Raw genomic sequence first — 19,537 nt, 5'->3', positions numbered from 1 at the left:
AGGGCATTCCGGAGGGGCTTCGATCGAAAGATCGGCAGCGGTGAAAAAGGCAGTTGACAGCGGTTTGAAACGCTGTAGAATTCGCCTCCCGCTGACGAGAGATCGCAGCGAGTCAAGTGGTTGAAGTTGAAAGAGAAATTCTGAAAAACTTCAAAATAAACGCTTGACAGGCCCTGAGGAAAGCGTAGAATGCGCGCCTCGGTTGAGACGAAAAGCTCTTAACCAACCGCTCTTTAACAACTGAATCAAGCAATTCGTGTGGGTGCTTGTGAGCTCAGGCTGATAGTCAAAAAGATTATCAGCATCACAAGTGGCTACACGAAAAATCGAAAGATTTGAAAGTAAGTCATTTGAGATTGCTGAGCCAAGTTTAGGGTTTTCTCAAAACCCAAGCAGTATTGAACTGAAGAGTTTGATCATGGCTCAGATTGAACGCTGGCGGCAGGCCTAACACATGCAAGTCGAGCGGATGAGAAGAGCTTGCTCTTCGATTCAGCGGCGGACGGGTGAGTAATACCTAGGAATCTGCCTGGTAGTGGGGGACAACGTTTCGAAAGGAACGCTAATACCGCATACGTCCTACGGGAGAAAGCAGGGGACCTTCGGGCCTTGCGCTATCAGATGAGCCTAGGTCGGATTAGCTAGTTGGTGAGGTAATGGCTCACCAAGGCGACGATCCGTAACTGGTCTGAGAGGATGATCAGTCACACTGGAACTGAGACACGGTCCAGACTCCTACGGGAGGCAGCAGTGGGGAATATTGGACAATGGGCGAAAGCCTGATCCAGCCATGCCGCGTGTGTGAAGAAGGTCTTCGGATTGTAAAGCACTTTAAGTTGGGAGGAAGGGTACTTACCTAATACGTGAGTATTTTGACGTTACCGACAGAATAAGCACCGGCTAACTCTGTGCCAGCAGCCGCGGTAATACAGAGGGTGCAAGCGTTAATCGGAATTACTGGGCGTAAAGCGCGCGTAGGTGGTTCGTTAAGTTGGATGTGAAATCCCCGGGCTCAACCTGGGAACTGCATCCAAAACTGGCGAGCTAGAGTAGGGCAGAGGGTGGTGGAATTTCCTGTGTAGCGGTGAAATGCGTAGATATAGGAAGGAACACCAGTGGCGAAGGCGACCACCTGGGCTCATACTGACACTGAGGTGCGAAAGCGTGGGGAGCAAACAGGATTAGATACCCTGGTAGTCCACGCCGTAAACGATGTCAACTAGCCGTTGGAATCCTTGAGATTTTAGTGGCGCAGCTAACGCATTAAGTTGACCGCCTGGGGAGTACGGCCGCAAGGTTAAAACTCAAATGAATTGACGGGGGCCCGCACAAGCGGTGGAGCATGTGGTTTAATTCGAAGCAACGCGAAGAACCTTACCAGGCCTTGACATGCAGAGAACTTTCCAGAGATGGATTGGTGCCTTCGGGAACTCTGACACAGGTGCTGCATGGCTGTCGTCAGCTCGTGTCGTGAGATGTTGGGTTAAGTCCCGTAACGAGCGCAACCCTTGTCCTTAGTTACCAGCACGTTATGGTGGGCACTCTAAGGAGACTGCCGGTGACAAACCGGAGGAAGGTGGGGATGACGTCAAGTCATCATGGCCCTTACGGCCTGGGCTACACACGTGCTACAATGGTCGGTACAGAGGGTTGCCAAGCCGCGAGGTGGAGCTAATCTCACAAAACCGATCGTAGTCCGGATCGCAGTCTGCAACTCGACTGCGTGAAGTCGGAATCGCTAGTAATCGCGAATCAGAATGTCGCGGTGAATACGTTCCCGGGCCTTGTACACACCGCCCGTCACACCATGGGAGTGGGTTGCACCAGAAGTAGCTAGTCTAACCTTCGGGAGGACGGTTACCACGGTGTGATTCATGACTGGGGTGAAGTCGTAACAAGGTAGCCGTAGGGGAACCTGCGGCTGGATCACCTCCTTAATCGACAGACATCAGCTGTCTTATAAGCTCCCACACGAATTGCTTGATTCATTGAAGAAGACGATATCGGTAACAGCTCTTAACTGGGTCTGTAGCTCAGTTGGTTAGAGCGCACCCCTGATAAGGGTGAGGTCGGCAGTTCGAATCTGCCCAGACCCACCAGTTTCTTGTTGGGGCCATAGCTCAGCTGGGAGAGCGCCTGCCTTGCACGCAGGAGGTCAGCGGTTCGATCCCGCTTGGCTCCACCACCCCTTGCTACCGTGTCAAAGCTTAGAAATGAATATTCGCATCGAATATTGATTTCTGAACTTTTTCAGAATCGTTCTTTAAAAATTTGGGTATGTGATAGAAAGATAGACTGAACAGCACTTTCACTGGTGTGTGTTCAGGCTAAGGTAAAATTTGTGAGACATTACAAATTTTCGGCGAATGTTGTCTTCACAGTATAACCAGATTGCTTGGGGTTATATGGTCAAGTGAAGAAGCGCATACGGTGGATGCCTTGGCAGTCAGAGGCGATGAAAGACGTGGTAGCCTGCGATAAGCTTCGGGGAGTCGGCAAACAGACTTTGATCCGGAGATGTCTGAATGGGGGAACCCACTCAGCATAAGCTGAGTATCTTGTACTGAATACATAGGTGCAAGAGGCGAACCAGGGGAACTGAAACATCTAAGTACCCTGAGGAAAAGAAATCAACCGAGATTCCCTTAGTAGTGGCGAGCGAACGGGGACTAGCCCTTAAGTGGCTTTGAGATTAGCGGAACGCTCTGGAAAGTGCGGCCATAGTGGGTGATAGCCCTGTACGCGAAAATCTCTTAGTCATGAAATCGAGTAGGACGGAGCACGAGAAACTTTGTCTGAATATGGGGGGACCATCCTCCAAGGCTAAATACTACTGACTGACCGATAGTGAACCAGTACCGTGAGGGAAAGGCGAAAAGAACCCCGGAGAGGGGAGTGAAATAGAACCTGAAACCGTATGCGTACAAGCAGTGGGAGCCTACTTTGTTAGGTGACTGCGTACCTTTTGTATAATGGGTCAGCGACTTATATTCAGTGGCGAGCTTAACCGAATAGGGGAGGCGTAGCGAAAGCGAGTCTTAATAGGGCGTTTAGTCGCTGGGTATAGACCCGAAACCGGGCGATCTATCCATGGGCAGGTTGAAGGTTAGGTAACACTGACTGGAGGACCGAACCGACTACCGTTGAAAAGTTAGCGGATGACCTGTGGATCGGAGTGAAAGGCTAATCAAGCTCGGAGATAGCTGGTTCTCCTCGAAAGCTATTTAGGTAGCGCCTCATGTATCACTGTAGGGGGTAGAGCACTGTTTCGGCTAGGGGGTCATCCCGACTTACCAAACCGATGCAAACTCCGAATACCTACAAGTGCCGAGCATGGGAGACACACGGCGGGTGCTAACGTCCGTCGTGAAAAGGGAAACAACCCAGACCGTCAGCTAAGGTCCCAAAGTTATGGTTAAGTGGGAAACGATGTGGGAAGGCTTAGACAGCTAGGAGGTTGGCTTAGAAGCAGCCACCCTTTAAAGAAAGCGTAATAGCTCACTAGTCGAGTCGGCCTGCGCGGAAGATGTAACGGGGCTCAAACCATACACCGAAGCTACGGGTATCACTTAGGTGATGCGGTAGAGGAGCGTTCTGTAAGCCTGTGAAGGTGAGTTGAGAAGCTTGCTGGAGGTATCAGAAGTGCGAATGCTGACATGAGTAACGACAATGGGAGTGAAAAACTCCCACGCCGAAAGACCAAGGTTTCCTGCGCAACGTTAATCGACGCAGGGTTAGTCGGTCCCTAAGGCGAGGCTGAAAAGCGTAGTCGATGGAAAACAGGTTAATATTCCTGTACTTCTAGTTATTGCGATGGAGGGACGGAGAAGGCTAGGCCAGCTTGGCGTTGGTTGTCCAAGTTTAAGGTGGTAGGCTGAGATCTTAGGTAAATCCGGGATCTTAAGGCCGAGAGCTGATGACGAGTTGCCATTAGGCGACGAAGTGGTTGATGCCATGCTTCCAAGAAAAGCTTCTAAGCTTCAGATAACTAGGAACCGTACCCCAAACCGACACAGGTGGTTGGGTAGAGAATACCAAGGCGCTTGAGAGAACTCGGGTGAAGGAACTAGGCAAAATGGCACCGTAACTTCGGGAGAAGGTGCGCCGGTGAGGGTGAAGGACTTGCTCCGTAAGCCCATGCCGGTCGAAGATACCAGGCCGCTGCGACTGTTTATTAAAAACACAGCACTCTGCAAACACGAAAGTGGACGTATAGGGTGTGACGCCTGCCCGGTGCCGGAAGGTTAATTGATGGGGTTAGCTAACGCGAAGCTCTTGATCGAAGCCCCGGTAAACGGCGGCCGTAACTATAACGGTCCTAAGGTAGCGAAATTCCTTGTCGGGTAAGTTCCGACCTGCACGAATGGCGTAACGATGGCGGCGCTGTCTCCACCCGAGACTCAGTGAAATTGAAATCGCTGTGAAGATGCAGTGTATCCGCGGCTAGACGGAAAGACCCCGTGAACCTTTACTATAGCTTTGCACTGGACTTTGAATTTGCTTGTGTAGGATAGGTGGGAGGCTTTGAAGCGTGGACGCCAGTTCGCGTGGAGCCATCCTTGAAATACCACCCTGGCAACTTTGAGGTTCTAACTCAGGTCCGTTATCCGGATCGAGGACAGTGTATGGTGGGTAGTTTGACTGGGGCGGTCTCCTCCTAAAGAGTAACGGAGGAGTACGAAGGTGCGCTCAGACCGGTCGGAAATCGGTCGTAGAGTATAAAGGCAAAAGCGCGCTTGACTGCGAGACAGACACGTCGAGCAGGTACGAAAGTAGGTCTTAGTGATCCGGTGGTTCTGTATGGAAGGGCCATCGCTCAACGGATAAAAGGTACTCCGGGGATAACAGGCTGATACCGCCCAAGAGTTCATATCGACGGCGGTGTTTGGCACCTCGATGTCGGCTCATCACATCCTGGGGCTGAAGCCGGTCCCAAGGGTATGGCTGTTCGCCATTTAAAGTGGTACGCGAGCTGGGTTTAGAACGTCGTGAGACAGTTCGGTCCCTATCTGCCGTGGACGTTTGAGATTTGAGAGGGGCTGCTCCTAGTACGAGAGGACCGGAGTGGACGAACCTCTGGTGTTCCGGTTGTCACGCCAGTGGCATTGCCGGGTAGCTATGTTCGGAAGAGATAACCGCTGAAAGCATCTAAGCGGGAAACTTGCCTCAAGATGAGATCTCACTGGAGCCTTGAGCTCCCTGAAGGGCCGTCGAAGACTACGACGTTGATAGGTTGGGTGTGTAAGCGCTGTGAGGCGTTGAGCTAACCAATACTAATTGCCCGTGAGGCTTGACCATATAACACCCAAGCAATTTGAGCGAAAGCCAGATTGCGGTGTTGTGAAGACTGCAAAGCCGAGAATTTGTAACTCACAAAACATCACATACCCGATTCGCTGGAGTGTCTTAAACAAGACCTTCTGGCAACAGAATTTCTTGACGACCATAGAGCATTGGAACCACCTGATCCCATCCCGAACTCAGCAGTGAAACGATGCATCGCCGATGGTAGTGTGGGGTTTCCCCATGTGAGAGTAGGTCATCGTCAAGATTAAATTCCGAAACCCCTATCTGCGTACGCAGGTAGGGGTTTTGTCTTTATGGCGATTTAATTGCTAGCCGTGGTCCCTGTGGGAGCCGGCCTGCAGGCACCGCCTGATTAGCTGGAAACACCAGCTACCATGATTGCCCTTTCCCCAACCTAAGACCATTCCTGCCCCAGCTTCAGACCCGCCTGACTGTCTTATCTAACCGAGTGTCCGCTTAACTGGCGTCCCTCCCATAACGATAAGAAGGCCAAAGCCCATGTCTGCAAATGCTGCCCCGATCAGTCCCGTCCGTGTCGCAGTCATCCAGTTCGACCCGCAGGTCGGTCTTGAGCACTGCGACAACAACCTCTGCCATGGCCTGCAGCTCGCAGAACAGGCGGTCGGCGAGGGCGCCAATCTGATAGTCCTGCCTGAGCTGGCCAACACCGGCTACAGCTTCAATACTCGAGCCGAAGCCTGGGCTCACGCCGAAGCTCTGGCGGACGGTCCTAGCCTGAAAACCTGGGCAGCATTTGCCCGTGAACACCATGTCTACCTGGTTGCAGGCTTTGCCGAGCGCGACGGCTTGAAACTGTATGACAGTGCTGTGCTGTTCGGCCCGGAAGGCCTGCTGGGGCATTACCGCAAAGCCCATCTGTGGAACCAGGAGAAGCTCTGGTTCAGCCCGGGGAACCTCGGCTTCCCGGTGTTCGAGACGCCCATCGGCCGTATCGGCCTGTTGATCTGCTGGGACATCTGGTTCCCGGAAGTGCCACGTCTGCTGGCCATGCAGGGGGCCGATATCATCTGCGGCCTGAACAACTGGGTATGGACGCCACCGCCGTTGTTCGATGCCAGTGGCCGCTGCATGGCCTCTTACCTGACCATGACCGCCGCCCATGTCAACAATGTGCATATCGCCGCCGCCAACCGGATCGGCAGTGAGCGTGGTGGGCGGTTTCTGGGCTGCTCGTTGATTGCCGGCACCAACGGCTGGCCCCTCGGTGAGATCGCCGGGCCGGAAGACCAATGCATCCTCTACGCCGATCTCGACCTCAGTAGTGCTCGCAGCGCACCGATCTGGAACAGCCTCAACGATCTGCCCCGCGACCGACGGACCGACCTCTACGGTTCGATGCTCGGTTATGACCTGCACCCAGCCTTGCCGCGCTAAGGAGGAGGGATGGACAACTCAATCGAAACCTCCCGTTCCACCTTCTGGCCTTTGCTGTTGTTGTGCCTGACGGTGTCGTTGGTCACCACGGTGCTGCTTGAAGTCATCAGCGGTCGCGCCGACGCTTGGATTGGCCTGTGGCCAGACTATGTGCACATGATGAGCAACATCAACCAGCCCTTGGCGCGTTTGCGCTGGGTCATCGGCGATATCAGCGAAGTGGCCTTCTACAAGCATGAGCTGCCAGCGCTGGGGTTGCTCGCAGGTGCTGCCCTGGCCCATTGGGCCAACCGCAACGGCAAGCGCTGGCAAGGCTTCGCCATTTGCTACGGTACGGGCTTGTGGCCGTGGCTGGTGACCAGTTCGCTGCTGGGGTTGTGGTTCAGTCATGCGCTGTGGGGCTGGACCTTGAACAGTGGCACCTGGCAACCGACCTTCGTCGCGTTCGTTTCGTTGCCGGCGGCTATGGTGCTGGTGTTTGGTCCAGGCTGGAAGGTCGCTTTAAGCGGCGCACTGATGGGCGCTTTGCTGGTCACGCCGGCCAGCCTGTTGCTGGTCAACTACCTGTGCTACCCCTTGAAGCTGCCAGTGGTCGTCGGCAATGTCGGCGGCATGGCGGTTGCCAGTGTGCTGGCGTTCATCTTGATCCGCCGATTTCCGCTGCTGGTGAGGTCAACCGCGTCGGAACACACCCCGCAAGCGGTCGGCCAGATCCAAGCCGATTACGGCATCACCTGGACATTGCGCCGGGTATTGGCCGACTTCAGTGAAGCCCCGTTCTTCGGCAATGAGCTGGCGAGCCTGGGTTTGTTGTTGGGCCTGTTGCTGGCGTACATCCTGTCTCCCACGGGCCCGGCCTACGGCTCGCAACTTGTCGTGCAGATGGTGGCGGGGCAGGTGCTGGCCTCGTTCATCGGTGTGCTGATCTGGCGTAGGCAATGGATGCGCCTGGGCTGGTATCCAACCTATATCCCGATCGTTTCCGTCGTCCCGGCTGCCGTGCTCACCTTCGGCGGTAGCTGGCAGGTGGTCGGGCTCAGTGCGGTGTTGGGAGCACTGCTGGCCCCGCCATTGGCGGCCGCTATCAGCCAGCGCCTGCCAAGCCATATGCATGGCTTCATCGGCAATGTGCTGTCCATGGCTGTTTCTACCCTGGCAATCCTCCCCTTCATCAGTCTGGTTACAGGAGGTGACGCATGACCCTGCCCAAACTTGCCATAGGAACCCTGGGCGGCACCCTCAGCATGCTCCAGTCAGCAGTAGGCGAAGGTGTCACTCCTGGTCTGGACAGCACGCAGATGCTCGCCGAGGCACCCCAGCTTGCAAGCCTTGCGCACATCTCGACGAAAACCCTGCAGATGCTACCCAGTGCATCGTTGTCCTTCATTCAGTTGATCGATGTCCTGTATTGGGCCAAAGCCCAGGTGGAGGAGGGTGCACAGGGGGTGGTGCTGACCCAGGGCACCGATACCCTCGAGGAAGTGGCCTACTTTCTCGAACTGCTCTGGCCCTTTGATGCGCCATTGATCCTGACTGGCGCCATGCGTGCGGCCAGTGAGCCCGGCGCCGATGGCCCGGCCAATCTGCTGGCAGCGGCGCAGGTGGCGCTGGCTGCGCAGAGTCGGGGCCGCGGCGTACTGGTAGTGATCAATGATCAGATCCACGCCGCTGCCCATGTGCGTAAAACCGAGAGCCTGGCCATGGCAGCCTTCAGCTCAGCGCACTTCGGCTGCGAGGGTTTGGTTGTGGAGGGGCACGCGTGCTACCTGAAGCCTGTGAGGCCTCGCCAGCCCCTGCCAGAGCCTTGGCGTCTCGATCAACGTGTAGCGCTGCTGGAGGCCAGCCTGGCTGCTGACACCCTGCTGCTCGAGCAAATGACCGGGTTGGGCTATGAAGGCTTGGTCGTCGCCGGGTTTGGCGCCGGGCATGTATCCGAAGGGTGGGCAAAGAGTGTGGGATACATCCTCACTAGAATGCCGGTGATTATCGCCTCGCGAACCGGCTCCGGCCCTACGGCGCGGTATACCTATGGCTTTGACGGCGGCGAAATGGACCTGCAACGCAAGGGCGCCCAGATGGCGGGGTTCCTGTGCCCGCGCAAGTGCCGGGTATTGTTGTGGGTGCTGATTGGCTGCGGGATGGATGACGAGCTGGAGCACTGGCTGGCCGAGTATCGTCAGCCGCGATGAAGGGGGATCACGTGGGGCCGTGTGTCGGCACCCACGTGTCCTCGGGCGTGCGCTTAGACCAAGCGCTGAGGCACTACGCCGCGCGGCAGGCGGCTGCTGCCGGGCAGGGCGGTCAGGCGATCACGCCAGTTGGCCTTGAAGCAGAACGCGGTGGGGCTGGCCTTGGCCATGCGCTGTTTGCGCAGCTCTGCCAGGGACGGGGTGGATTTTTTGGCCGGCGCAGACGACTCCGTCTTGACCAGGGACCGCTGACACGACTTGCAGGAAACCTGGTCAGGGGTGGAGGTGCTGGTGAGGTTATTACCGGCGCGACCGCAAGCGACTGCGTCGCCGCTGGTTGAGTAGTGCATTACCAAGCTGTACATCTCCAAACATAGGAACAAAAGCCCCCTATTTTCGCACAGGTTGGCGGCGGATGCGGCGCCATCGTCAACGCCGTGCCGCAGGCTTGAGTCAGAAGGTTGGAGAACAGCGGTGTTTATAGCGGTGAAATAGTACCGAGTGCGCCAATCGCGATGGCCAGCGCCAGAAAACCCACGACGAAGAATGCAAGCTTACCCATTGAGCGCTCCAGATGACGGTTTTGCGGTGCAGCGCCAGGCTGCACTAGCGAGATGCGCCCGGTAGAGCGGGACGCAGGACTATTTTCGCTCTGGCGCTGTTACCGAAACAGATTCAGTTGGCGCTGCAAAATACGGATCAGATCAACTGTCACGCCGCCACTTAACGCCGCCAGGCACCTTCAGGCACTTCAACCTCACGCTCGGCTTGCGCCAGGGCCCGCTTCAAGCCCTCTACACCAAAGGGGATGCAGTAAGCCGGCTTGGCCCGCTCGAACCGCCAACTGTCGTCCAGGCCACCGGCATCGACGGTGTCGTAACCCAGGTCGTCGAGCAGCGTGCTCACAACGGTCTTCGCTTCACCATCATCGCCGGCAATAGGCAGGGCACGCCGATCTGTTGCGCCACTGATACGTGCGTCTTTCTCCAGGTCCTGGGCAAGAATTGCATTGAACACCTTCACCACCCGCGAACCCGGCAGATGCTCGGCAAGCAGGCGGCTGGTGGTGGTCTGGAAGCTGTACAGCGCGGGAAAATGACCATCGCGGTCCGGGTAGTAGTTGTTGGCGTCCATAACGATCTTGCCCTCCAGCCACTGCGCGGGCACGCTGCGGTAGTGCCCGAAGGGGATCGCCACCAGTATCAGCTCAGCAAACCGCGCCGCATCTTCTGCACTGCCCACCTCGCAGCCCAGAATGCCGCTGCGCACGCTGCTCATGGTCTGCGGCCCGCGTGAGTTGCTGAGCATCACCTCATGCCCGGCGGCCAGCGCCAGCTGCGCCACTGCCCGACCGATAAAACCTGCTCCGATAATGCCGATACGCATGTCCTTGCTCCGTTGCGTGATAGGAGCGTTTATGATGATTGGCAACCAGATGGAGATAAATTACCGGTCTGGATAGGGTGTCGTTACCAGGAGTGTTGAATGATGGATCGTCTGAGCAGCATGGGTGCCTTTGTGATGGCGGCTGAAGCAGGTTCCTATGCCAGCGCCGCGGAGCGTCTGGGCATGTCGCCACAAATGGTTGCCAAGCATGTAGCCGCTCTGGAACATCGCCTGGGCGCGCGCCTGCTCAACCGCACTACCCGCCGCCAGAGCCTGACCGAGCTTGGCAACGCCTACTACGAGCGCTGCAAACACATCCTCAGCGAGGCGCAGGCGGCCGACTCCCTGGCGCAGATCATGAACGATACGCCGCGGGGCAAACTGAAGGTCAGTGCGCCGGTCACCTTCGGCTCCTACAGCCTGATGCCGCTGGTGACTGACTTTCTGCGCCAGTACCCCGAGGTTGAGATCGACCTGCACCTGACCGACCGCTTCGTCGACCTGGTCGAGGAGGGCTTCGAGGTGGCGTTTCGCATCGGCCCCCTGGGCACCTCCAGCCTGACCGCCAGGCCGCTTGCGCCTTACCGCCTGGTGGCCTGCGCTGCGCCGTGCTACCTGGCCGCCCACGGCACCCCACGAACGCCAGCCGACCTCGAACAGCACGAATGCCTGGGCTACGCCTATTGGTCGCGCCCGGCCGATCGCGAGTGGCAGTTCGTCCAGGGCGATACCCTGCACAAGGTGCAGGTCGCCAGCCGTTTGCAGGTCAATGAGAGCAGGGCGCTGATGTCAGCGGCGCTGGATGGCTTCGGGATTGTGCTGGGGCCGGAAGACTTTCTGCGCCCGGCGCTGCAAAGCGGCGAGCTGGTGCGGGTTCTGGCTGACTACCAGCCGCCGAGTCGGCAGATGCATTTGCTCTATACCGCCAACCGGCAGAGAACCGCCAAGCTGCGACGGTTCATCGATGCGGTGCTGGCGCGCTTTGCGACCAGTGTGGAAACCGACCATGCAGCTCATTAGCCCCTGACTCAAAGCCGCAGCCAGCGCGCCGCCACCTGCCGCCAGGGTGGGGGGCTTTGATGGCGCTTCTATGCGCCATGGAGCCTGGCTCGAACAGCACCTCAGGCACATCGCGCAAACGAATCCACGGTTCGTGCTGCCACTGCAGCACGCTAAGCGAATGCCTGCCCCAATCCATCTGGCCGATCCTTGGCACGTCCTGCACTGGCAGAACCGCGGCAAGGTTCGCCGTTGATCGGCATCGAGCTTGCGCACGATATGTTCGTCAAGGTAACGGCCAATCAGCCGGCGAGTTCGCGAGCGCAGAACCAGGCTTGGGACTCGAGCTGCCCGGCACAGGCCGCAATGCTGTTCCCTCAAGCGGAGCAGCCTTGCGATCCACCGGAAACCGGGTCTTTGATCGCTTCACCGTCCTTGGCCTTGAGGGTCTTGGACGGTGATCCTTAAATATCCCTCCGACGGGCCAACAACACGGCCCACACGGCCTGATAAAGGACGGATACAAAAAGTAACATTAAGAAAACTCATTTAAATCAATATATTAGGTGTTTTCTGGAATTCAGATACAAAAAATTTCAAAACTCACGTGTACAGATGTGAAATGCCAAGGGTAATTTCACCCTCAAGCTGTGCGGTCAACTGCAATGGAATGCAGCCTGTAGCAACCCGGATCTTCATGCCTCCACCGGGTTTGCACCTACTACAATAGAGGGAGCTAATCGTGAACTGCATTTTCTGTGCAATCGCCAAGAAAGAATCACCGGCTGCCGTTGTCTACGAAGACGAGCAGTGCCTGGCCTTTCTCTCCATCCAGCCGATTACTCCTGGTCATGTCCTGGTCATTCCCAAGGCCCACGCAAGCGGCCTGGGTGATATCCCTCCTCAAACCTGTGGCCACATGATGCGTGTGGGTCAACGGGTGGCGGCCGCCCTGCGTGAAAGCGGCTTGAGCCTCAATGAACACCCCTGCGAAGGTATCAACCTGCTGCTGTGCGATGGCGCTGTGGCCGGGCAGACGGTGGGCCACGCCCACCTGCATGTACTGGCCCGCTTTGTCGGTGACGGTTTCAACCTGGGTCATGCGGACCTTCCACTCGCTACGCCCCAAGTGCTGGGCGAGCGCGCAGAGCAGATCCGTCGAGCCTTGACCTCGCTGCCACCGGTTTAACTGCAAGTCGCTTTAGTTTAAAGGCACGCCCGCGATAAGAGGGGTGCGTGCCTTGCTGTGCGCAGTAAGCAAATCATCAACTTGTAGGCATCTACGCAAGGAGGCGAAGCTATGTATTGTCCTGTGGAAACTTAGGTCGTGCGCTGGGCTGAGTTGAATACTACAGATCACAATAAGAAGGGAATTCTCATGCCATCACTCGCAAGTAATAAGGCTGCCTTGCCTTCGGCAAATATGCAGTTGGTAAAGGATGATTCAGCCGGTTCGGCAATCTACAGTTTCTATGATTCAGTACTTCAAGACTTGTGCCAATCTGACAAGGTCAACGTCAGGCAGGTGGTTACGCCAGCGCAGTTTCTCGAACTGTCTCGTGCCCGCAGCCGGTTGTACGGGCAGCGAAAGACTTACTACAAGACGTTGTTCGGTAACGCGGTCGACGACACCGTATGCCTGGATGAATATGACCCGCGTTCCTACGTGTTTGCCTTTTATTATGATGGTGAAATTATCGGCACCCAGCGTATTACGCCTTTCCCTCACGAGTCGGGCGAGTTCATCAGCCATGAACAACTGGTGCGGTTCTCCGGGCCCAATTACGAGAATGAGTGCGTCGAACTCTCGCGACTTATTGTCGACAAGCATTCCCCGGTCAAGAACGTGGTCAACGGATTGGCGATGACCGGCGCCTCGCTGGTCGCCCTGGAAGGCGGCTACAAAACCTTCATCACCTACGTAAAACCACGGCTTGCGCCGAAGTTCGACAGCTTCGTCTTTGATCAGGACGGTATCTTCTTCCAGATCAAAGCCCGCGGTGATCACTACTACGCCCTGTACAAAGGCGATCTGATGCCGTCGGTCACGCCCTTCTTCGGCTTGCAAAGCTGCCCTGCAGACCTGAAGAACATTGATGACTTGATTCGCTACACCTTGGCCGCCCGTGCCGCGAGGCAGTCACTGGCGGGATGAGCATCCAAAAACAACGACAACATTGAGGTTGATCCAAGATGGAAGCCAGGAACAAAGAAGTGGTCATCGAGTTTTACGAGCGCATGTTTGGCCAGCGGGAACTGGCGGTCGCCGATACGTTGATTGCCGAGGATTATGTACAACACAACAATGTATTTATTCCACCGCGCCGCGAAGGCTTCAAGACCTACTTTACGCAGTTCTTCAAAACATTCCCCGAGTCGGGTACCAGCATTGAACGGGTATGCGCCGAAGGCGATTATGTCTTCCTGTATGCCAAGCACTGGGCCAAGCACAGATTCTTTACGGTGAATTACAAGGTGATCGATATCTATCGTGTGGAAAACGGTGTGCTGATGGAACACTGGGATACTATCGAAGGCCTGGGGTTCTTCTCCAAGTTCATCTACATCATAAAGTCCTTACTGCGCCTGTAAGTCCGTGTTCGCTTGATAGTATAAAAAGTGTCATGAATGATTTATCAACCCGCCAAGGAAGAGAGTGAAATGACTGAAGTGACCGCGTTTCGCAAAGAGCTGAAAGCCATCTGTGATGCCGAATGGGAAAAGATCAAGGCCGGCCGCTTTTTCCAGATGATGAAGCGCCCCGAGTTGCAGCGTGACCTCTACATCAAGTCGATTGTCCAGGTGTATCACTACACCAAGAACAACGCGATCAACCAGGCGGTGGCGTGCTGGAACCAGGACCATAAAAAGGTCGGCCTGCTGCGTTTTGCGATGAAGCATGCGCTGGAAGAACTGGGCCATGAAAACATGGCGTACAACGACCTGATCGCCATTGGCGTCGACAAGTCCGAGTTCGATAAGCCGATGCTGCCGGCCACAGAGGCGTTCTACGGCTACCTGGATTTCGTCTCTGTGTGCCGCGGCATCATTCCACGGCTGGGCTACAGCTTCTGGGCCGAGGACTGCTACGAGCACCTCGAGCCATTGATGGATGTCTGCAAGAACCATCTCAAGCTGACCGATCAACAACTTACCTTCTTTGTCGCCCACGCGATCATCGACGAGAAACACTCCGAGCAAGTCAACGCAGCCATCGACCGCTGGGTCGTGACCGACGAAGAAAAAGAGTCGGTCAAGCAAGTCGCACGCACCACGGTTTACTTGATGGGCAAGATCCTCGAGTCGGTCGCCGACGAGTTCTGAGGCTTGGCAACAGGCGTCCTCGCGCACCCCGCTGCGCGAGGACTTTTTACATGGCGTGCACAACAATAAAGCGATCGGCCGGTCTGGCGCTTGTCCAACCGCCTGGCTGCCACGGTCAATTCACTAGGAGGTGACATGAGTAGCAATAGCGACATGATTACCTGGGGCATGATGCTGCGCAAAATCCCCTTGATCGCCCGGGCCATTCCTCGGCTCATCAGGGGAATCAAAGCCTCCAAGCTCAAGGTCGATCAGCCCTGCGGCCTGGGGTGGGCCTTCGAACAGGCGGTTGCGCGCAACCCTCAAGGACCGGCGCTGCTCTACGAGGACAATCGTTTCAGTTATGAACAGGTCAACCAGTGGGCCAACCGTTTCGCCCACTACCTGCTTGCCCGTGGCCTGAAAAAAGGCGATGTGGTCGGCATATTTATTGAAAATCGCCCGGAATTGCTGGTCAGCGTGCTGGCGGTCAGCAAGATCGGCGGTATCTGCGCCATGCTCAACACCTCGCAGACCAACAACGTCCTGATCCACAGCTTGAGCCTGGTCAATCCCTCGGCGATTATCGTCGGCGAAGAGTTGGTGCCATCCTTTGACGCGGTGCGTAACGAGGTTGCCATCGATGAGCTGAGCACGTTCTTCCTGGCTGACACCGACACCACTCGCGATGCGGGCGTCGCGCCCGAGGGTTACATCAACCTGACCCGCGTCAGCGAAGTGCACTCCGCTGTCAATCCGGCGACCACCCAGCAGGTCTACCTGGACGACGCCTGCTTCTACATTTACACCTCCGGCACCACCGGTTTGCCCAAGGCCGGGGTGTTCAAGCACGGGCGCTGGATGAAAGTCTACGGTAGCTTCGGCATGATCGCCCTGGATATGCGCCCCGATGACATCGTCTATTGCACCTTGCCGCTCTATCACGGCACCGGGCTGTGCGTGAGCTGGGGCTCGGCATTGGCCGGCGCCTCGGGTTTCGCCATCCGCCGCAAATTCAGCGCCAGTCAGTTCTGGAATGACACACGCAAATTCAAGGCCACCACCATTTGCTATGTCGGTGAATTGTGTCGCTACCTGATCGACCAGCCTCCCGCCGGCAACGATGGCGACAACCCGGTGGTGAAAATGATTGGCAACGGCCTGCGCCCGGGCGTGTGGATCGACTTCAAGAGACGCTTCAACATCGAACGGGTCTGCGAGTTTTATGCCGCCAGTGACGGCAACATTGGCTTTACCAACATCCTCAACTTCGAAAACACCATCGGCTTTGCCATCAACGCCTGGTCGCTGGTGGAGTACGAACACGACACCGGCGAGCCACGGCGCAGCGCGAACGGTTTCATGCAGAAAGTCGGCAAGGGTGGCCAAGGCTTGTTGCTGGCCAAGATCGACGACGACGCCCCATTCGACGGTTACACCGATCCGGAGAAGAGCAAAAAGGTGGTGCTGTACGACGTTTTCGAAAAGGGCGATCGTTACTTCAACAGCGGCGACCTGATTCGCGATATCGGCTTTGGCCACGCCCAATTCGTCGACCGCCTGGGGGACACCTTCCGCTGGAAAGGTGAAAACGTCTCCACCACCGAAGTCGAAAACATCATGGTGCAACACCCCCACATCGCCGAAGCCGTGGCCTACGGTGTGGAAATCAAGAACACCAACGGTCGTGCCGGGATGGCGGCCATCACCCCATCGGCCCCGCTGGAGCAACTGGATTTTTGCGACCTGCTGCGCTTCGTCAAAAGCCAGATGCCTCACTACGCGGTGCCGATGTTCCTGCGCATCAGGACCTGCATGGAAACCACCGGCACGTTCAAATACCAGAAAACCAAGCTAAGGACCGAAGCCTTCGACCCCAGCCAAACCGGTGAAGACCCGGTCTACGCTTGGCTACCGGGCACCGAAACCTACGTGCGCGTGACTGAGCAGGTGCTGCAGGACATTCATGGCGGCAAGTTCCGCTACTGAAGGGCAACTGCGCGAGCGTCAAACCACAAGGCCGAACAAATGCGTAATGCTGCTCACTCAAGCGGAGCAGCATTACGCTTCCTGGTATCCCCGTCATAGTGCTCCGCACCCCATTGCTGAGCGAGTGACGTACCGGCCTTATGCTGGACACCGGGAGCTGCTTCAGTGGATCGCCTGGATGCGCAGTCGTCGTAACAGTGAAGCCGTGAGTTTCGTACGCAACGGAGGTCATTTGGACAACTCCACTCGCTCTATCTATCCGCAAGGGACGCGAAAGGGCCGGTTTGTCGTTCACATGAGCACGTGATACTCGACGGATTTGAACCATCCCTTATCCCACCAGCCAACTTCAGATGCGAGCCTGGATCTCGCGAGCGAGCGTCAGGGTGTCTACAACCGCTGCGTTTGAGCTAGCAACCTGCGACTCCAACCTGTCGATCTCATGTAGTTGCGTCGTTGATGGCGAACACTTCTCCCGCCAATGGGCGATTTGCTGGTCCTAGATCGGCATCAACTCCGTAGTCTCCGAGAAAACCCGCAATACATGGTTGCTTGTCCCAGCGTCCATCGAGCCTAGTCGTGCTTTGGCCTCCAGAAGGGCCTTGCGTTGATCAACGAGTGTAGTCAGCTGTCCTGCGACCACGTCAGCAACAACCATAAGCATACTGAGCGGCTGAAAGTTCGGTCGGTGCTGGATCTTCACAGTAACTCCCATTTTCTGTCGGTTACACTTGCTCAGCCAACGGCAGGCAGTCCTTAAACTTTGCCTGGATGACCAGCTTTATCCGTAAGCGGAAGAAAAATGGACATCGAAAAATCACCTAAAATAGGGAGTCTGTAGCAACCTTCACGTCCATCTAGGCACCATTATAAAATGGACTCCGTGCACCGAGCTGTCCATGTTCGATACAGATTCGTAGAATTGGACGGTCGGTCACACAATGCCTTACCACAACAGTAAACACCGCCGTGAACACAGACATGAAAACCTATCGCTTCGGTCAAGTAACAGCTTCGATGAGAGCGGGATAAAACAATGGCTTTCAGCCAGCCTTCTATTTATGCTGGGGTTTACAGTACGGAGGCTGTGCGATGTTCAAACTAAAACGGAAAACATGGACGTTACTCTTGGTCTACATCGTTGGGGTCAGTGGCTATATCTACTACCTCTACGACGAAACTCAAAAAATTCTTACTGACAGTATCAATAGCAAGCTGCTGCATGCCGCGCTGGGCGCTTCGGCCATCCTCGGCGACCGGTACCATGATGATCTGGTCGACAAACAATCCAAATCACCCGAGCAAGACTGGGACGCGATCCAGCGACTCTCCAGGTTCAACGTGTCAATGGGCACCGCCTTTGTCTACAGCGTGATAAAACGGGATGGGAAAGCTTATCTGATCAGCTCAAGCGCATCGGAAAAAGAAATCCAAGAACAGAATTTCGTGCGCTTTTTCGATCCTTATCCCGATGCCAGCCAAGCTTTGCTCGACAGCTTTGAGCACAGCGAACCCACCTGGATCGATTACACGGATCATTGGGGAGATTTTCGCGCGGTCTTCGTCCCGATGAAGTCCCATGATGGCACTGTTTATGTCGCAGGTGCGGAAATGAGGTTGGCGGCCTATCACCAACAACTTAATGAAGAGTCCCTGCACCATATCATTCTTGCCATCTTGGTATTTCTTGCCTTCAGTTTATTGTTCGTAGTCGATCTATTACGCATGCGCGCTCATCTCCAGCAATTGCAGATAAACGAACGGATATTGAGTCAGGCAAAAAATGCCGCTGAGGATGCTGATCGTTCAAAATCCAGATTTCTGGCCACCATGAGCCATGAAATTCGCACCCCCATGTACGGTGTCATCGGGGCGACCGAGTTATTAACCAGGTCTCCCCTGACACCTGAACAAAGCAGCCTCTTAAACACGATTCATACCAGCGGACGCACTCTTCTCTCTCTGATCGACAATATTCTCGACCTGGCAAAAATTGAAACGGGCAAACTTCAATTGAGGCCCCGTGTATTCGAAATAAGGCTACTGCTTTCGTCCAGTATTGAAATTATCCGGCGAAATATTCAGAAGAAGCCGATCGTTGTTGAAGTGCAAGTCTCAGCGGACGTACCTCGCTGGGTCAAAACCGATGCCGATTGTCTGCGCCAGATCTTGATCAACCTGCTAGGCAATGCGGTCAAATTCACCGAAACCGGCACAGTATCCCTCATCGTCACGAGCAGCGGTCAAGGCTCTCAAGCCCGACTCGACTTTTCCATACGCGATACCGGCATAGGTATTCCCAAAGAGCAGCAAGACAGTCTGTTCGAGCCCTTTGCTCAATTTAAAGCACCCTCTAGCCAAGGCTTCAACGGAAGCGGGCTCGGCCTTTCAATCTGCAAGAATCTAGTCGAGGCGCAACAGGGGACTTTATCCTTTGTCAGTCAGCCTGGCGTCGGCTCGACGTTTTCTTTTTCACTTCCCATGGAAGTTTTTCCAGCGTCGGAAATACCCTTCGATAACGATTATGCAGCAGTGAGTTTCGATTCATCTTTTGCCAGGAATTGCCCGCTCGATATCCTGCTGGTGGAAAATCATCCAATGAACCAGAAAGTTGCCATGGCGATGCTGCAAGAACTGGGTTATACACCCGATCTTGCGTCGGATGGTCTGGAGGCAGTCAATCAGTGCATGACTTCGATGCCCGATATCATTTTCATGGACATCAACATGCCTGTCATGGGTGGGTTGGAGGCGGTCCGCAAGATCCGCCAACTTCCACAAGGCGATAGCTGCTACATCATAGCTTTCACCGCCAGTGCATTTTCGAGCGAAATAGAACGTTTCAGGGCCGCTGGTGCCGATGACATTTTAACCAAACCAGCGAACTTCCAGGCCTTGACCCAAGTGCTTCAACGTGCTGCCAACTACCGGGTCAGAACGCCGGTAGTGGATACTATTTCAAGTTGAAA

The 19,537-nt window shown here is 55.6% G+C and carries 12 protein-coding genes, 2 tRNA genes and 3 rRNA genes; 15 read left to right on the top strand and 2 right to left on the bottom strand.

Annotated features, from left to right (window positions below):
* Positions 1 to 400: 400 nt before the first annotated feature.
* From PspR32_RS19760 to PspR32_RS19725, 8 genes are all read left to right on the top strand, one after another.
* Positions 401 to 1,937 (top strand): 16S ribosomal RNA (locus tag PspR32_RS19760).
* Positions 1,938 to 2,022: 85 nt separating this feature from the next.
* Positions 2,023 to 2,099: transfer RNA gene (locus tag PspR32_RS19755), tRNA-Ile, on the top strand.
* 10 nt (positions 2,100 to 2,109) lie between these two features.
* Positions 2,110 to 2,185 (top strand) — tRNA-Ala (locus PspR32_RS19750).
* Positions 2,186 to 2,407: 222 nt separating this feature from the next.
* Positions 2,408 to 5,298 (top strand): 23S ribosomal RNA (locus tag PspR32_RS19745).
* A 137-nt stretch (positions 5,299 to 5,435) separates the two neighbouring features.
* Positions 5,436 to 5,551: ribosomal RNA gene (rrf, locus tag PspR32_RS19740) — 5S ribosomal RNA — on the top strand.
* Together the 16S, 23S and 5S rRNA genes with 2 tRNA genes alongside form the textbook arrangement of a ribosomal RNA operon.
* Positions 5,552 to 5,805: 254 nt before the next feature.
* Positions 5,806 to 6,702, top strand: coding sequence for a nitrilase family protein (locus tag PspR32_RS19735; protein ID WP_159389056.1), 897 nt, complete (start codon positions 5,806 to 5,808; stop codon positions 6,700 to 6,702).
* 9 nt (positions 6,703 to 6,711) lie between these two features.
* Positions 6,712 to 7,902 carry a hypothetical protein gene (locus PspR32_RS19730; RefSeq protein ID WP_159389055.1) on the top strand — a complete coding sequence of 397 codons (1,191 nt, stop codon included), beginning with the start codon at positions 6,712 to 6,714 and terminating at the stop codon, positions 7,900 to 7,902.
* Positions 7,899 to 8,891 carry an asparaginase gene (locus PspR32_RS19725; RefSeq protein WP_010220488.1) on the top strand — a complete coding sequence of 331 codons (993 nt, stop codon included), beginning with the start codon at positions 7,899 to 7,901 and terminating at the stop codon, positions 8,889 to 8,891. Before PspR32_RS19730 ends, PspR32_RS19725 begins: the two co-directional genes overlap by 4 nt.
* 53 nt (positions 8,892 to 8,944) lie before the next feature.
* Here PspR32_RS19725 and PspR32_RS19720 read toward each other — a convergent pair whose 3' ends face one another.
* The gene (locus tag PspR32_RS19720) at positions 8,945 to 9,241 is read right to left on the bottom strand and encodes a hypothetical protein (protein ID WP_010220486.1); all 297 of its coding nucleotides are present in this window, start codon (positions 9,239 to 9,241) and stop codon (positions 8,945 to 8,947) included.
* 373 nt (positions 9,242 to 9,614) lie between these two features.
* Positions 9,615 to 10,277, bottom strand: a complete 663-nt coding sequence (locus tag PspR32_RS19715; RefSeq protein ID WP_159389054.1) for an NADPH-dependent F420 reductase — start codon at positions 10,275 to 10,277, stop codon at positions 9,615 to 9,617.
* A 99-nt stretch (positions 10,278 to 10,376) separates the two neighbouring features.
* On the opposite strand from PspR32_RS19715, the gene PspR32_RS19710 reads away from it, so the two are divergent.
* The 7 genes from PspR32_RS19710 (at position 10,377) to PspR32_RS19675 (ending at position 19,535) form a co-directional block, all read left to right on the top strand.
* Positions 10,377 to 11,297: a LysR family transcriptional regulator gene (locus tag PspR32_RS19710; protein ID WP_174242305.1), complete on the top strand. Its 921-nt coding sequence runs from the start codon at positions 10,377 to 10,379 to the stop codon at positions 11,295 to 11,297.
* Positions 11,298 to 12,018: 721 nt separating this feature from the next.
* Positions 12,019 to 12,465: an HIT family protein gene (locus tag PspR32_RS19700; protein WP_010220483.1), complete on the top strand. Its 447-nt coding sequence runs from the start codon at positions 12,019 to 12,021 to the stop codon at positions 12,463 to 12,465.
* 189 nt (positions 12,466 to 12,654) lie between these two features.
* Positions 12,655 to 13,431, top strand: coding sequence for a hypothetical protein (locus PspR32_RS19695; RefSeq protein ID WP_223253920.1), 777 nt, complete (start codon positions 12,655 to 12,657; stop codon positions 13,429 to 13,431).
* 38 nt (positions 13,432 to 13,469) lie between these two features.
* A complete protein-coding gene (locus PspR32_RS19690; protein WP_010220481.1) occupies positions 13,470 to 13,868 on the top strand; it encodes a nuclear transport factor 2 family protein in 399 nt (132 codons plus the stop codon).
* A gap of 69 nt (positions 13,869 to 13,937) precedes the next feature.
* Positions 13,938 to 14,600: an iron-containing redox enzyme family protein gene (locus tag PspR32_RS19685; RefSeq protein ID WP_010220480.1), complete on the top strand. Its 663-nt coding sequence runs from the start codon at positions 13,938 to 13,940 to the stop codon at positions 14,598 to 14,600.
* Between the two features lie 135 nt (positions 14,601 to 14,735).
* Positions 14,736 to 16,568: a long-chain-acyl-CoA synthetase gene (locus tag PspR32_RS19680; RefSeq protein WP_159389053.1), complete on the top strand. Its 1,833-nt coding sequence runs from the start codon at positions 14,736 to 14,738 to the stop codon at positions 16,566 to 16,568.
* A gap of 1,092 nt (positions 16,569 to 17,660) precedes the next feature.
* Positions 17,661 to 19,535: an ATP-binding protein gene (locus PspR32_RS19675; RefSeq protein WP_159389052.1), complete on the top strand. Its 1,875-nt coding sequence runs from the start codon at positions 17,661 to 17,663 to the stop codon at positions 19,533 to 19,535.
* Positions 19,536 to 19,537 lie beyond the last annotated feature (2 nt).

The sequence above is a fragment of the Pseudomonas sp. R32 genome (assembly GCF_009866705.1).
Classification (GTDB): Bacteria; Pseudomonadota; Gammaproteobacteria; order Pseudomonadales; family Pseudomonadaceae; genus Aquipseudomonas; species Aquipseudomonas donghuensis.
The sequence above is the reverse complement of the archived record's forward strand: the minus strand, read 5'-3'. Positions and strand labels throughout refer to the sequence as shown.

Bases quoted from the DNA above. Each gene is read 5' to 3' on its own strand.
- PspR32_RS19695 (WP_223253920.1), top strand. From the start codon at position 12,655: ATGCCATCACTCGCAAGTAATAAGGCTGCCTTGCCTTCGGCAAATATG.
- PspR32_RS19675 (WP_159389052.1), top strand. From the start codon at position 17,661: ATGTTCAAACTAAAACGGAAAACATGGACGTTACTCTTGGTCTACATC.
- PspR32_RS19710 (WP_174242305.1), top strand. From the start codon at position 10,377: ATGATGGATCGTCTGAGCAGCATGGGTGCCTTTGTGATGGCGGCTGAA.
- PspR32_RS19715 (WP_159389054.1), bottom strand. From the start codon at position 10,277: ATGCGTATCGGCATTATCGGAGCAGGTTTTATCGGTCGGGCAGTGGCG.
- PspR32_RS19690 (WP_010220481.1), top strand. From the start codon at position 13,470: ATGGAAGCCAGGAACAAAGAAGTGGTCATCGAGTTTTACGAGCGCATG.
- PspR32_RS19725 (WP_010220488.1), top strand. From the start codon at position 7,899: ATGACCCTGCCCAAACTTGCCATAGGAACCCTGGGCGGCACCCTCAGC.
- PspR32_RS19735 (WP_159389056.1), top strand. From the start codon at position 5,806: ATGTCTGCAAATGCTGCCCCGATCAGTCCCGTCCGTGTCGCAGTCATC.
- PspR32_RS19730 (WP_159389055.1), top strand. From the start codon at position 6,712: ATGGACAACTCAATCGAAACCTCCCGTTCCACCTTCTGGCCTTTGCTG.
- PspR32_RS19720 (WP_010220486.1), bottom strand. From the start codon at position 9,241: ATGCACTACTCAACCAGCGGCGACGCAGTCGCTTGCGGTCGCGCCGGT.
- PspR32_RS19680 (WP_159389053.1), top strand. From the start codon at position 14,736: ATGAGTAGCAATAGCGACATGATTACCTGGGGCATGATGCTGCGCAAA.
- PspR32_RS19685 (WP_010220480.1), top strand. From the start codon at position 13,938: ATGACTGAAGTGACCGCGTTTCGCAAAGAGCTGAAAGCCATCTGTGAT.